Here is a 14,192-nt window from a genome sequence, read left to right as displayed (position 1 = left end):
TTTCTTGCACAAGCCGTCGCTGTCGAGATTGTCCCCTCGATCCGTCACAATCGTATTGATCGCTCCATTCCGTGTCAGAAGCGGCGTACAAGATGTAGAGGATACAGTCGGCAGAAAACCGGGAACGGTTCCTAGACGGCTGACGTTTGATCGTCCCCCACGACCACCACGAGACACATATAGCCTCGCCAGTCTCTCTGTAGCATGGAGAAGATCGAGGGAATCGTCCTCGCTGGGCAGTCGTTCGAGCCGATCCACGGCCGGGTCGTCGTGGAGGGAGGTCGTATCACGGCCGTCGATGAGATACCTGAGCGCGACGGCGACCCGAGCCGCATCATCCTGCCGGCGTTCGTAAACGCGCACACCCACATCGGGGACTCGGTCGCTAAAGAAGCAGCCGTCGGACTCGGCCTTGAAGAGGCGGTGGCCCCGCCCGACAGCCTGAAACACCGACGGTTGGCGGCGGCCGATCGCGAGACGCTGGTCGAGGCGATGCATCGCACGCTCCGGTTCATGGAACGAACTGGAACGGCCGCCTTCCTCGACTTCCGCGAGTTCGGCGTCGAAGGTACCCGGACGCTACGCGAGGCCGCCGAGGGCCTCGACATCGAGGACTTCGTCTTCGGAAGCGAGAACCCTGCGGTCCTGGATATAGCCGACGGATTCGGTGCTAGCGGGGCTAACGACGGCGATTTCACCGACCAGCGAACGGCCGCGAGAGAGCGTGGCGTCCCGTTCGCCATTCACGCCGGCGAGCCTGACGCCACCGACATCCATCCAGCGCTGGATCTGAACCCGGATCTGCTGATCCACATGGTCCACGCCGAAGTCGATCACCTGGAACGGGTCGCAGACCAGGGAGTCCCAATCGCGGTCTGCCCCCGTGCGAACCGCGTCCTCGGGGTCGGCCGACCGCCGGTCGAGACGCTGCTCGAGTACACCGACGTGGCGCTCGGGACGGATAACGTGATGCTGAACGGACCTTCGATGTTCCGCGAGATGGAGTACACCGCGAAGACGTTCGACCTCCCCTCGCGGACGGTGCTTCGGATGGCGACGGCCGCTGGAGCCGACGCAGTCGGCCTCGACTGTGGCGTCATCGAGCCGGACCGCCGCGCCGCGCTGCTGGTGCTCGACGGCGATTCGGACAACCTCTCTAGCGTTTCGGATCCGGTCGATGCGGTGGTCCGACGGGCGACAGCGCTCGATATTCGGCGCGTTATCTGCTGAACGGCAAAACGGTCCGATCCTCGTATCCCCCTCCGGCGCGAACCCCGCATACACGCCCTCTATGCAGCACGCCGTTCAGCCGCAGAGGATTTCAACAGAGGCGTCTAATTGTAGTTCAATCCGTCTCGCGAATGGTCTCTGACCACAGAGGTCCGTCCTTTCAGCTGGATTTTTGAGGTCAATAGCCGGGCCAGTTATGTTCCAAGCACGGCGTTTGACTCCCCTCTCGAAGGCATATCAGCAGTAACCACAATGTGGGTAGTGTGAGCTAGGCCCGTGATCCCGACGATGCTGGCAACGTGACACTTACCCTCGAAGATGAGTGGTGCGTCGCCCGCGACGAGGAGACGGGTGTTGCGAGTCAAGGGAAAACACGGGCTAAGGCCCTCGCAAATCTCGCTGAGGCGCTCGAACTGCATGAGCGCCCGGTCCCCGAGGACGAAGATGTCGACGAACCATCGACGGCACCGTGGTTGTAGCGAGGAACAGCGCTTAGAAGGGCCCCCTTCTAGCGGTTTTTGTTTCCAGCAGGAGTTGTGTCTGGTAGTGGCGCGGCGTACCTACTTCTCATCCCGGAAGGCCGATCGGATTACCGGGCAGGGCGTTCGGTATATGCTCCACGCGGTCGCTGAGGCCGCCGGCGTTCAGCCGTGGAAGGTCCGACGGGCGTCGAGGCGATGCAGATGGTGTGACACCCCACGCGCTCCGTCACAGCGTCGCCTACCGGATGCTCCACGAAGAGGCGGGACACACACTCTACGATGTCCGAAATCGGCTTAGACACCGGAGCCTCCAGACGACCGAACGCGTCTACGACCACTTCAAGAAAGTGTGATACAAGTTGTACATCAAGACGAAGGATCTCTCAGCTGTCCAGCGAATGCACGGTTATTGCCCGGACGAGGCGACGAAAATCGGTGTCCAGTGTGTGTTAAACGAATTCTTCACGGATTCGATGCAAGTCGATATCCTCAGACAGATCGCCGAACTCCGGATCCGCTCCAACGACAAGTGTTGCCTCCTCCTCGAGCGCCAGCGCGGCAGCGTACGAATCACCGAGTGAGATGCCTCCTGCACCTTTGATCCGGGCGACAGTACTCCAAGAAGGCGTCTCGATCGTCACCCCATAGCCGCGGAGAATGCGCAGGTCCCCCTCCCCGGTGTCGAACTCGTCGTTGCCAGGCGGCGTTTGGTTCGGGTCGCCTGTTTCGAGACGCGCGATTTTGTACACCACTTCGGTAGCCGTGGCGTGGGAGATCGCGCCGCTCGCCTCTTCGATTTCGATTGCCTGAAGCCGCTCGGTTACGTCCGCAGCGCCGGGTTCGTCGTAAAAATACGCGATGAGCGGCTCTGTGTCGAACACGTAATCCGTCATTGATGCCGCTCGGGTCGCTCATCGCGCTCACGTTCGAGCTTCTTGTCCTCGTCGTTCATCTCCCGGAGATGCTCGAGGACTTTCCCCTTCTCGTAGCGACCAGCGTGGACGCCCTGCATCTCTTCGACCGAGGGGAGGGGTTCGACCACGATCTTTCCGTCCTCTTCGTGGATGAGTACCTTTCCTGGCGTGTCGATACCGAACCGTTCCCGCAGCTCCTTCGGGATCGTCGCCTGTCCCTTCTTGGACACGCGGATGACTTCCCCCTCGTCAGTATTACTAGACATTTCTGTATTACAGTTAGAATTTGTACTACTAAATATCTTCCGTGCTACCTATCTTCCCCGACTGAAGTGGTAGTTCCCGAATCCGTCAAAATCTCTCGTAGACGACTGGACGGGAGAGTCGAGCACTGTCAGTGATCGTCACGTAGCCGGGCGGTTCGGAGTAGGTCACCATTTGGGGGATAACAACGATTATCCCCCAACAGTGGTACCACCAGCCCCGGATTGGCACGGTCGACCCTATAGTAGCGATTGAAACTGTTTGCACAGCCGACCGTACGCAGTACTGCGATCGGCTGTGTAATGACTTTCAATCGCTACTATAGTTGGCAGCGACCACCTCACCTTGGAAAAGACTGATTGCTAAAGGTAGAGCGCACACACTCGTTGAACAATCAGCGATATCGAACGGATCCAGGCCACGAGGACATCGATTTCTGGCAGGGTTGTCTGGCGGATGACATCGTCGATAACGCGACGACTGCTCTCGTCGAAGAATCACGGTAGCTACGTTCCAGCACTCACGTCTCTGCGCGTTACACCTTCTTCTGAACGAAGTCTCAACTTCCACAGCCCACAGTAATTGAGACCGGTCGTCTCGATGCATACGGTTCTCTCTACGGATGCCTGCCAAGCGCGAATCAGTGAGTATTCGGCTCGAAACTATTCACGCCCCGGAATCAAATGTATCGAATCTTGTGGAATCCGTACTTGTACCCCTGAGCCATTCTCAAGCGCTAGTCGTTCGAACGTCGGCGGACGAACGTTCGCCGTGAGAGTGATCGATCCCGTTTCAGTCTCGATATCGATTCGGTATTCGCTCCCCTCATTCAACCAGCGAGCAACTGTTCCTGTGACCGTATTTTCCGTTCGGTCACCGTCGGCAATGTAGGGGGCTTCGATTTCCACCCGCGATGGATGAATACAGACCGTCACCGTCGATGTATGGATATCCGACGCTGTCGTCTGGAACTGGATCTCACCAAACCGAACCGTTGCTCCGTCTGTTGTTTGGTTGATCACCGTCCCATCAAAGAGGTTCTCGTTCCCGGTAAAACGGGCGACAAATCGGTTCGTCGGTCGAGTGAGCACCGTCGACGGCGAGCCTACTTGTTCGAGGTCACCATCCCGAACGATAGCGATTCGATCACCGAGTGCCGTCGCCGTCCGCTGGTCATGCGTGACGTAGAGAATCGGAATTTCGAGCGATTCGAACAGACTGTGCAGTTCATCTCGAAGCCGTTTCCGAATCGGCGCGTCGAGACTCGACAACGGCTCATCGAGGAGTAGCACGTCCGGGTCAGTCGCCAACGTTCGTGCGAGTGCCACTCGTTGTCGTTCTCCACCGGAGAGGGTCGGAGGCTTTCTATTGAGCACGTCCTCTAATTCGAGAAGCGTCGCGAGTTCGTCGACGCAATGGCTGGCTGTGGCCGCGTACTCGATGTTTTTCCGGGCGGTCATGTGTGGGAAGAGCGCCCCCTCCTGGAAGACCATCCCCACGTGTCGATCTTCGGGCGGTAAGCCCACCAGTTCTCGCCCATCCAGTTGAATCGATCCCGAATCGGGACCGGTGATCCCGGCGATTAGCGAGAGGAACGTCGTCTTTCCACTGCCAGACGGTCCCAAGACGGCGAGTACTTCTTCCTCGACCGTCAGGTTCACCGGGCCGAAGTCGAACTGGCCGTAGACTTTGCGAAGTCGGGAGAGTTCGAGTGTCATTCCCATGGGTTCGAGGCAACGGTATTGAGAATCAACAGGGCCGCGGCAGCGATCAGTACTAACATTATCGCCACCGGATAGGCGTTGTCCAAGCCGAGTTCGATAAACGCCACCCAGATCTGGACCGGCATCGTCCGGGGATAGTACGCCATCATCATCGTCGCGCCGAACTCGCCGATAGCCCGTGCGAAGGCAAGCGTTATGCCAGCGAGAATCCCCGGGCCAGCAAGGGGCAGCGTCACATTACGGGCGGTCGTCCATCGGCTCTTTCCGAGCGAGCGAGAGGCGTATTCGAGCGTCTGATCGACGCTTTCGAACGCTGCTTTCGCGGTGACGACCACGAACGGCGACGCGACGAATGTCTGGGCCAGTACCACCCCAGCGAGCGACCGTGTGAGTGGGAACCCAGCAGCAACCGCGGCTTCACCGAGCGGCGAGCTGGGGCCGAAGACAGTGAGCAACACGATTCCGCCGACCGTCGGGGGGAGCACCAACGGGAGGATCACGACTGCGAGAACTATCTTCGTTACGGCCCCGTCGGTGCGTGCGAGCCAGTATGCGAGCGGCAAGCCGAACAGGGTGGCGATGACTGTGCTAACCGACGCTGACATAACCGATGTCGTCGCCGAATCCACGACGGTCGGATTGTTCATCCGAGCAAGAATCTCCCCGGCCGGTACCGAGAGAAACAACGACACTAGGGGCACAACGTAATACAGGAGTAGCACGCCCCCGAGGACGAGCGCAACGCTGAGCCAGTCGAACCCGAACGTCCCCGTTCCCGATCGATCCGAGTGTGAACCTGTCGCCATTCAAACCAGGACAGTGATGTCCGAGACCGTCGACGATAATGCTTGGTTGGATCCGCCGAGCCGGGATTGATTTTCGCTGGATTGGTCGGTTGCCTGTCTGACACGCTGGGGTACGTCACCCGTATAGGAAGGGAATTGATCGCGCAGGAGGAATCCGTGCTCTTCGAGATAACTCCCGGTCGTATGGATGTCGAACACGGAAACGGCAGCGTCGCTCATGTGCCGAATGGTCGAGCCGTAACTGATGAGCCCGCCCCGTATTTCCTGGCCGCTCGGCAGTGTGTACGAGGTTGTTGAGTACCAATCCTCGGCATACCGTGGATTACTCAGATTGATCTGGTCCGGCAACTCGATGTACTCGTAATCGCGTTCGACAGCCATGTTGCGGTAGGCGATTGCGGCGTCGATGGAACCAGTCTCGAATTGACTGATCAACGATGTTTCGGGATAGATCTGCTCTTGTTGGAGGATCTGTTCTCCGAGACGCGATGCGTCGTCGTAGTAGCGTGAGGCGAGTTCGAGCATGAAGAGTGTACGATATCCAAGCGGGTCTTGATCGGGGTCGGTTCGTCCGATGTTCACGTTCCCGTTGACCATTGGTTCGTACCAACGCTCGGTTCCGGCATCGGCCAGACGTTCCCCGCCATCTGTGTCCGGATTGTACGCGATGACGACTGAGTTGCTGGTAAACAGGGAATACCACGACGGTGAGAGTGGCTCTTCAAAGAGCGCCACGTCGGCGACCGAGACGATATCGGGATCGCGTTGCCCTTCATCGATCATCCGAGCGATCGTTGCAGAGCCGTGCGCCTCGATTTCAACTGGGACATCCACAGCAGGCTTGAGTCCGTTAGCTAATGCATTCTGGAGGCTGCCAGCTGCGAGGATGGCAACCGTCGTCGGTTGGCTACTATCTCGACTGCTCCCACTTGTACAGCCCGCAATACCAGCGACGGCCGCAGTGCCAGCAGTCAGGAGAAATCGTCGTCGCGCAGTAGGAGATCCCTCAGTCATCCATACGAGATAGAGAAACGTTTGAGAAAAAAGCTTATCTCAAACACATCTATTTGACTCTATATGGCCTCTGCAGAATCGACGACATTGACTGAGCGGCAGGTGGAAGTGCTCGAACTCCGAGAGCAAGGGCAGACACAGCAGGAAGTTGCGGACCGACTGGGGACAACTGACTCGAATATCAGTGCTATCGAACGAGCGGCAGAACAGAACATCGAAAAGGCTCGTCGAACATTAGAACTCGCCCGGACGATTCGGTCGCCGATCCAGTTTTCCGTCTCTCCGGGGACAAGTTTCGATAAGCTGGTTGCCAGCGTCTATTCACACGCAGACGAAGCTGGTATCAAAATCGCTTACTGTCGTCCAGAGCTCTATACCCATCTCTATGGGGTTCTTGAAGAGTGTACGAACCAGAACGAACTGAAGACGACTATTGATGTCGGAATTACTAACGAAGGCGAGGTGAGGGTTTTCACCGAGGATTTCTGAGTGTGGCGTCGGCTCGTAATTCTCAGCGAACCGTTTTTCGACGTGTCGCTCAGCGTTCGCACGCTGAGTGGCCCGTGTACGACTCGACACCGTTGTACGATCGGACCTCGCTCGCTGGGCTGGAATCGGACGTACGCGTCGTATCAGAAACCTGGTTTGGACGCGAGGAACACGACTCGTTGACATCCTCCTCCGCGTTTACGCGGAGGAATCCCGAGCGGTGGTAGTTTCAGGTTCGCAACCCAAGCACCGGACTACCAGCCTTTTCGGGCGCGGGTAGTCCCACGGTATCGGACCGGTGGACTGCTGGCGGTGCCAAGCCGCCGTTACCCCTATCCGTGACCATGTACGGCGTCCCGGTGTTGTTTGTGCCACGGGGACGCCGGCAGGCGTCAACAGACTCGGGGGTATCGTCTGACCCGCTTTGAGCAGTCGGCACATGGGCACACCCTTCGAGGGTGTGGCGTTCACCGATTGCCCTTTCGGATACTGCCTCGTTACGCGGGCGGACAGGCCGCCTCCGAAGGACGGTACGGAATCCGCTCCGTTCCGACCGATTCCTATCCATGAATAGGGCTGCCTGTCCTTAAACGTCGATGTTCCGAAACTCGGAGTGCTGTCGAACGTGGATTCTCTCCCAAGTGACGGCGCGTATCCACGGCGTGAACGCTGTGGTATTGCGCCTGTTCGGCGTATAAGAACGCCCGTTTAGAACGCGATCCGAAGCAGTTTCGGCTACCGGATTCGGTCGAAACCACGCATCACAGCCCCGCGAAACCCGGTGTAGTCTCAACTTCCACCAGCCCACAGAAGTTGAGACCGGCGTTCTCAATGCATATGGAACTATCTTCCTTCGATGGCCCCAGCTGGAGTGTCTGCTCGACAAACTGCGACACAATGCGGTCCTCGGCAGTCCGAAGCCGATACGCTCTGTTGCGTTCCAGTTGCCGGCACTGGCGATGTGTGACACCGAGAGTGATACACTATCGCGAGGACATGATTCCATCATATCGTACACATCCCCGATCGGAGAGTCACCAGTACCGAGCGGAGAATGGAACGACGAGAGGTTGGTGGGGTTACCCCCCGTAGCCCCCACCCTCGATTGGGCCGCTAAACACGCCGTAGAGGAACTTGAAGTACCACAGTACCAACAGCAGGACCGGAAACCCGAGGACGGTCACGAGATTCAGCGCTAGTGGCGACACGACCGCTTCTCTAACCAACAGCCCGGTCAGCGGATAAATCGTCGGGTACAGCAGAATTGCGACCAAGGTCGTCAACAGTGTGGGCAGCGCCAGCGCGCTCGCGAGCCAGGCTCGGTACCGGCCGCGTCTGGCCAGTACGCTCCCGCCCAGCCCGACTGCGATCGAGAGAGCGACGACTGCAGCGACGGGCAGCGAGAGCACCGCGTCGGCAGCGCCGCCCGAAGCGGTCAGGACGACGGTTCCCAGCAGCACGACCACACCGCCAAGGTACGCCAGTGTCGCACCGATGCCGTACGGTCGCAGTTCCGATGCCAGACCGGGCTCGGTCCTGGCTGCGAGGAACGCCGCCCCCGTGACTATCGAGACGGCGACCAGGCCGACGCCAGTCAACGCCACTGGTAGCGTCGCCCCGCCGAACAGCCAGCGACCCGCGAGCATCCCCAACAGGAGCGGCGCAAACACGCTCCCGCCGATGAAAGCGTAGTCGGTGTAGCGCTTCCAGCGCTCGTCGTCGCGCTGCTCGCGGAGTTCCGGACCGAGTCCGCGGAACACCAACGCGAGGACGAACCCGAGCGCGAGCAGATAGTTGTCCGCCAGCAAGCGCGAGTACACGCGCGGGAACGCCGCCAGCAGCATCGTCCCGAAGGCGACGATCCACACTTCGTTCGCGTCCCAGACCGGTCCGAACGCCGCCAGGAATGTCTCCCGCTCGCGTTCGTCCGTCCGGGTCGCGTACAGCATCCCGATACCGAAGTCGAACCCGTCGAGGACGACGTACATCCCCAACGAGAACAGCACGGCGCCGAACCAGATCTCCGGCAGGGACTTAACGAGGTACGCATCGACGGGCAACAGCGGGTCAGTCATCGCTACTCACCCACGGAATCGGGCCGTGCCAGCGGTCGCCACTCGACTCTCGGAGGCCGAGTGACCGGAGTTCCTCCCGGACCAGCCACTTCAGGATGTACAGCGCAGTCAGTATCAGCCCGACGTAGAGCACGACGAACGCAACCAGGGTCAGTGTCGCCTCGGCCCCGGTGAGCGTCGATGACACCGCCTCGCTCGTCTTGAGCTCGCCCTGGATGACCCACGGCTGCCGGCCGATCTCGGTGACGTACCAGCCGGTGAGCAACGCAGCGTAGCCGAACGGCGATGCAGCGATCATCGCCTTCAGGTAGCGTGTGCTGTCGGACAGCCGCCCGCGGTACATGAGGTAACCGCCCCACAGTGCCAACCCGATGAACAGGAATCCGAGCCCGACCATGAAGCGGAACGACCAGAACACGAGTGCTACCGGGGGGTTCTCCTCGTACTCGTTCAGTCCGATGACCTCGGCGTCGAAGTCCCCGCCGCTGGCGAGGAACGACCCAACTGCGGGGAGGCTCACGGTGACAAGGTTCTCGGCTCGCGGGTCGGTGAGTCCCTCAGGTGACTTCGGAAACGCGAGCAGGTGTAGGTCGGCCTGCCCCGTCTCGTAGTGAGCCTCCATCGCGGCAAACTTCTGTGGCTGGGTGTCCTCAACGTGGCGGCCATAGGCGTCGCCGTGGACCGCTTGGAACGGTGCGGAGATGATCAGGAGTACGACAGCCAGCTTGAGTGCGGTGTTCCAGGCTTCAGTGTCGGGCTTTTTCCAGACGATGTACGCCGAGACGCCCGCGACCAGCAGTGCGACCGAGATCACCGACGCGTTCATCATATGGACGTACATCCAGGGCATTCGCGGGGTGAGGAACGCGGCGAACGGATCGGTTAGTTTGGCGACTTCCATCCCGTTGCGGGTGACCATCTCGTAGCCCCGTGGGGTCTGCATCCAAGCGTTGACGATCAGGATCCAGAACCCCGACAGCCAGGCGCCGAAGCCGACGAGCACTGATGAGAGGACGTATGTCCGGTCTTTGACGCGGTCACGGCCGTATAGCAACACGCCGAGGAAGACGGCCTCTAAGAAGAACGCCATCTTCGCTTCGAAGGCCAGCGGGCCGCCGATCAGTTCACCGGCTACCTCGGCGAACTGTGGGAAGTTTGTACCGAACTGGAAGCTCATCGGAATCCCGGTGACTGTACCCATCACGAAGCCGGCGGCGAACACCTTCACCCAGAACGAGCGCAATCGCGCATACCGCTGCTCGTTCGTCCGCACGTCTTTCCAGGTGAAGTAGATAATAAACGGTGCGAGCCCGATCGAAAGGGACGCGAAGATGATGTGAACGGAGATCGTCCATCCGAACTGTATGCGGCTCGCGAGTTCCGGTGAGAGGAACGTCACCAATCCTGGGTCGATGGCACCCAGTAGTGTGATTGGACCCATCGATCTTCCGCTACGGCACAATAGCTTATGAGTAGCCCCACGGATCCCACGTTGGAGCATTCACCACAACAGCTTTGATTACTAGACCCGTAGTTTTCGTACACCTCAGAGGAAGCTCGTTTTCTTTATGTTGACTTTAGTTTGGTAAACGCTAACCCGACAGAATTGGGTGTGTGAACCGCCTCGGGGTCAAGCCCCGAGGCACTCGCCTTGCTCATCTGTAGAGGCGACGATTACTATATTATGGCGAGGAAATGGATTACATCGACGCTCTTGTGGCGTAGATTGTTGGTTGGGATCTCGTACATCGGGTGAGTCCCCTGAGATTCCTCGGTCAACCGGTTTCGCCCCAGTTCAGGATCGATCGCGTAGTTCAGCTCTTACAAAATCATCAGGCTGCTCTCCACCAACAATCCTCTATCTAAATGCGAAGCCCAGAATGCGGGTGTTGGGATTCCGCGTGAACCGGTCGTGTCAAGTTAAGCGTGAAGAGTGAGGCGTGCTGATTTCTGAGTGTCTATGGCAGAAATCACACGCCTCAGCGATGGTAGCGACTGGATCGAATTAGATTTTGTGGAGCGCCAGCGGACACCCGAGTTCGCGATGCGGCTCGGTATTCAGATTCACGTGGCTGGACTATCACTTTCGAATACCATCTCGATTCTTGAGAGGTTGGGTGTCGAACGCTCTCGAACGGCCGTCCACAACTGGGTGCAAAAGGCCGATTTACAGCCCGAAGGCGGTGCGAGCCCGAATCACGTTGCGCTTGACGAAACCGTGATTCGAATCAACGATCAGCAGTACTGGCTGTACGCCGCCATCGATCCTGAAACAGACACATTCCTTCATATTCGGCTCTTTAGCACGTATACGACCGGTCTCACCGAAATCTTCCTGAGTGAATTACGCAAGAAACACGATGTCGAAACCGCCGTGTTTCTCGTCGACGATGCCCAATGGCTCCAAACTGCTCTCGATCGACACGGCCTCGATTGCAGATACGAACTCCATGGCAATCGGAATGCCGTCGAACGTCTATTTCGTGAGGTAAAACGACGAACCTCTTCATTTTCAAATACGTTCAGCCACGTTGAGCCGACGACAGCAGAATCGTGGCTCCAAGCCCTCGCCGTCTGGTGGAATCGATGCCAAAGTTAACGCGACCCGTGAACCGACACGAAAACTCAGATACCACTAGAACGAACCTGGTGAGTCAGAACCGGACGATTGCTACGTGGCTCGGGCTGAGACCGATCAATGCATATGGAGCTATCTCCCTTCTATTGCCCCCATTAGAGTGTCTGCTCGACAAACTGCGACACAATGCGGTCTTCGGCAGTCCGAAGCCGATACTGGACCGTCGAACGGGGTTCGTCGAGTATTGACGCCAGATCGGAGACGGACACTTCCCGCGGTCGTTCGTAGTAACCATGCGTGACTGCGGTTTTCAACACTTGCCAGTGCTCCGGCGAGAAGTCCGTGGCGATCCGCTCGGTGGCGTTCCAATTGCCGGCACTGGTGATGTGCGATACCGAGAGCGATACTCCATCGCGAAGGTGGGATTCCATCGTGTCATACACATCACCGATCGGATAGTCGCCAGGAAAGAGGACGCGCCAGCGGTACTCGTCGCCGACGCGGCGGGACTCGAACACGGTCCCCTCTTGGACGTGATCGAGAACAAAACGTGGGAGTGAGTGACATTTCTTGATCTCCCGACGGAGGGTGTAGATCGTTCGACTCGTCTCCTGACGATCAAGGACCTGATACGAGCGCGCCGTATCACAATTGTCGACATCAAAGCACTCGTTACAGCGGGTCTCGTCGAGGAACACCCCGTCGAACGCGCTCAGCGCTTCGTCGGTTCCCTTGGCGTGATCGAGTCGCCACATATGATTGTCATTCACGAAAATCGCGGACGACCACAGTGAGAGACTCTCGTACTGCCGGAAGATGTCCATCAACTCGTCGGTCCCCGACTCGAACTGGAGGACGAACTCGAACTCACGGGTCTCGTCGATCCTCACGGCCTCACCGGTCATTTTCATCTAAAGCTAATCACTTCTAAGACAAAAACACCGTCATTTCGGACTCAAGTAACTATTTGATACAGATAGTTGGTTATTGCTAAACCAAGTTTGATTGCTACTCCCGGAGTACGTAGGAATGCGATGTCCGACGGGAAAGAACACGGCAGCGGTTCGGTGGAACCGGGCGACACGAGCAAACGAGTCGGGGCCGAAGTGATTCGCGAGCGTGGTGTCGACCCCGAGGAACTCCGCGAGAAACTGATCGATGCCATCGGGGCGGAGTTCACGACGTACTACTACTACACGAACCTCCGGATGCACCTCGCCGGCGAGGAAGACTACAAGGAGATCACCGAGGACGCCCGTCTCGAAGATCGAGCCCACTTCGAGCTGGTCGTGCCCCGGATCTACGAGCTAGAGGGATCGCTTCCGAACGACATCCGTGACTTCGCGGATCGCGCGTCCTGTCCCGACGCTGAAGTGCCGACGCCGATGGACGACAACGGCGGGTTCGACACGTCCGACCTGGAGGTCGAGGATATTCTGGAGGTGCTGCTGGAGGCAGAGCGGTGTGCCATCCGGACATGGAGCGAGATCTGTGACATGACTCGCGGTGCCGACCCGCGCACCTACGACATGGCCCAGCGAATCCTCAACGAGGAGATGGACCACGAAGCCTGGTTCATCGAGCTACTGAGCAAGGAACGGGACGACGAGATCAACCCGGCCGGTCACTTCGCCCGCGGCGAACCGGGCGACGCCCCCTACTCGACGAACAACCGGTTCAACGACTCGGCCTGATCCCGGTCGTCGGCGCTCCCAACCCCATCTTCCCCTGTGATGACACGATCGTCGAACGAAACGTGGACTGTCACGATCGTCGTTCCCGAGGATTCGTCGCTGGACGAGGCCGGTGAGACGTACGACCTCGAAGTCGGCGCGGACGAGACGATCCTCACGGCCGCGCGTTCGGCGGGTGTGTGGCTGCCGGCCGACTGCCAGCAGGGCTGGTGTACCACCTGTGCCGCCCGCCTCGTCGACGGCGACGTTGTCCACCCGAACGCGCGTCGGTACTACGACGAGGACGACGAGGCTGGCTACATCCTGCCCTGCACTGCGAAGCCACGAACCGATACGACCGTCGTCGTCGACCAGTACGACGACTTTCTGGAGTTCAGGGCGGCCAACGACCGGCCACCCGGCAACTCAAAATTGGACTCGTAGACAGATCATGAGTACGAATGATACACAGTCGACTGAAACGGTCGACACGGATCACGCAGAGCCAGCCTACGAGGCAGTCCTCATTTTTGATGGGGAGTGTCCTTTCTGTTCGGCAGCAGCGACGGCACTCCGACAGCTCCCCGAAATTGGCGTCGTCAAGTGGAACAACGACGCTGCACAGCAGCTCCTCGCGGCCCAGTTCGACGATCCGCCGTTCGCGCTGGTACTTGTCGACGGAAGGGCGGACCGGCTGTGGATCGGCCCGGCCGCTGCAGGCGAACTGTGTGACCGTGCTGGGATCCCGACGCTCGTCCAGGATATCGTCGCGGACAACTTCGAGCGCGTCGGTGACGCGGTGCGGGGCGTCGCCGGTGCGAAGCGGGAGCCAGCCAATCTCGACGGGACGCGTTCGCTCAATGCTGCTGCTGCCGAGTATCAGACGCTCGCAGCAAACGCTCGACGGATCCACAGGACTGGAGGATCCCACTAAATAGCCCTG

Annotated in this window: 14 protein-coding genes and 3 pseudogenes; 9 read left to right on the top strand and 8 right to left on the bottom strand. The window is 59.0% G+C overall.

The annotated features are described in order from the left end of the window. Positions 1-204: 204 nt before the first annotated feature. The 3 genes and pseudogenes from NO364_RS06965 to NO364_RS18315 all read left to right on the top strand — a co-directional run. Positions 205-1,230 carry an amidohydrolase family protein gene (locus tag NO364_RS06965; RefSeq protein WP_157688119.1) on the top strand — a complete coding sequence of 342 codons (1,026 nt, stop codon included), beginning with the start codon at positions 205-207 and terminating at the stop codon, positions 1,228-1,230. A 287-nt stretch (positions 1,231-1,517) separates the two neighbouring features. After that, positions 1,518-1,709 (top strand): annotated as a pseudogene (locus NO364_RS06960) (type II toxin-antitoxin system HicB family antitoxin); the annotation flags it as partial. 85 nt (positions 1,710-1,794) lie between these two features. Beyond that, a pseudogene (locus NO364_RS18315) lies at positions 1,795-2,065 on the top strand (tyrosine-type recombinase/integrase); the annotation flags it as partial. Between the two features lie 96 nt (positions 2,066-2,161). On the opposite strand, the gene NO364_RS06950 reads toward NO364_RS18315, so the two are convergent. The 5 genes from NO364_RS06950 to NO364_RS06930 all read right to left on the bottom strand — a co-directional run bounded on the left by NO364_RS06950 (position 2,162) and on the right by NO364_RS06930 (position 6,434). Beyond that, positions 2,162-2,605, bottom strand: coding sequence for a PIN domain-containing protein (locus NO364_RS06950; RefSeq protein WP_257628892.1), 444 nt, complete (start codon positions 2,603-2,605; stop codon positions 2,162-2,164). Next, positions 2,602-2,892, bottom strand: a complete 291-nt coding sequence (locus NO364_RS06945) for an AbrB/MazE/SpoVT family DNA-binding domain-containing protein (protein ID WP_157688122.1) — start codon at positions 2,890-2,892, stop codon at positions 2,602-2,604. Before NO364_RS06945 ends, NO364_RS06950 begins: the two co-directional genes overlap by 4 nt. Before the next feature lie 660 nt (positions 2,893-3,552). After that, positions 3,553-4,608, bottom strand: coding sequence for an ABC transporter ATP-binding protein (locus NO364_RS06940; RefSeq protein WP_257628891.1), 1,056 nt, complete (start codon positions 4,606-4,608; stop codon positions 3,553-3,555). Further along, a complete protein-coding gene (locus NO364_RS06935) occupies positions 4,605-5,420 on the bottom strand; it encodes a molybdate ABC transporter permease subunit (RefSeq protein ID WP_257628890.1) in 816 nt (271 codons plus the stop codon). The genes NO364_RS06940 and NO364_RS06935 overlap by 4 nt, the downstream gene beginning before the upstream one ends. Further along, on the bottom strand, positions 5,421-6,434 hold the full coding sequence (locus tag NO364_RS06930) for an extracellular solute-binding protein (RefSeq protein ID WP_257628889.1): 1,014 nt from the start codon (positions 6,432-6,434) through the stop codon (positions 5,421-5,423). A gap of 63 nt (positions 6,435-6,497) precedes the next feature. On the opposite strand from NO364_RS06930, the gene NO364_RS06925 reads away from it, so the two are divergent. Further along, a complete protein-coding gene (locus NO364_RS06925; protein WP_157688126.1) occupies positions 6,498-6,923 on the top strand; it encodes a Tfx family DNA-binding protein in 426 nt (141 codons plus the stop codon). Positions 6,924-6,925: 2 nt separating this feature from the next. After that, a pseudogene (locus NO364_RS18310) lies at positions 6,926-7,105 on the top strand (transposase); the annotation flags it as partial. 897 nt (positions 7,106-8,002) lie between these two features. Here the strand turns inward: NO364_RS18310 and NO364_RS06920 are convergent. Continuing rightward, complete coding sequence (locus tag NO364_RS06920; RefSeq protein WP_257628888.1) at positions 8,003-8,998, bottom strand: cytochrome d ubiquinol oxidase subunit II; 996 nt, start codon at positions 8,996-8,998, stop codon at positions 8,003-8,005. After that, positions 8,991-10,439 (bottom strand): cytochrome ubiquinol oxidase subunit I, encoded by a 1,449-nt coding sequence (locus NO364_RS06915; protein WP_157691054.1) that lies wholly within the window; start codon positions 10,437-10,439, stop codon positions 8,991-8,993. Before NO364_RS06915 ends, NO364_RS06920 begins: the two co-directional genes overlap by 8 nt. Positions 10,440-10,958: 519 nt before the next feature. Here NO364_RS06915 and NO364_RS06910 point away from each other — a divergent pair. Further along, entirely contained in the window at positions 10,959-11,597 is a 639-nt protein-coding gene (locus NO364_RS06910) for an IS6 family transposase (RefSeq protein ID WP_257628887.1), read from the top strand. 134 nt (positions 11,598-11,731) lie between these two features. On the opposite strand, the gene NO364_RS06905 is transcribed toward NO364_RS06910, so the two are convergent. After that, complete coding sequence (locus NO364_RS06905) at positions 11,732-12,481, bottom strand: helix-turn-helix domain-containing protein (protein ID WP_420191863.1); 750 nt, start codon at positions 12,479-12,481, stop codon at positions 11,732-11,734. Positions 12,482-12,610: 129 nt separating this feature from the next. Here NO364_RS06905 and dps point away from each other — a divergent pair, with 129 nt between their 5' ends. The 3 genes from dps to NO364_RS06890 are packed head-to-tail and all read left to right on the top strand — an operon-like array spanning position 12,611 to position 14,183. Continuing rightward, a complete protein-coding gene (dps, locus tag NO364_RS06900; RefSeq protein ID WP_157688128.1) occupies positions 12,611-13,270 on the top strand; it encodes a DNA protection during starvation protein in 660 nt (219 codons plus the stop codon). Between the two features lie 39 nt (positions 13,271-13,309). After that, a complete protein-coding gene (locus NO364_RS06895) occupies positions 13,310-13,693 on the top strand; it encodes a 2Fe-2S iron-sulfur cluster-binding protein (RefSeq protein ID WP_257628885.1) in 384 nt (127 codons plus the stop codon). A 7-nt stretch (positions 13,694-13,700) separates the two neighbouring features. Continuing rightward, the gene (locus NO364_RS06890; protein WP_157688130.1) at positions 13,701-14,183 is read left to right on the top strand and encodes a thiol-disulfide oxidoreductase DCC family protein; all 483 of its coding nucleotides are present in this window, start codon (positions 13,701-13,703) and stop codon (positions 14,181-14,183) included. Positions 14,184-14,192 lie beyond the last annotated feature (9 nt).

Origin of the sequence: Haloplanus salinarum, from assembly GCF_024498175.1 — an archaeon.
GTDB lineage: Archaea > Halobacteriota > Halobacteria > Halobacteriales > Haloferacaceae > Haloplanus > Haloplanus salinarum.
The sequence above is the reverse complement of the archived record's forward strand: the minus strand, read 5'-3'. Positions and strand labels throughout refer to the sequence as shown.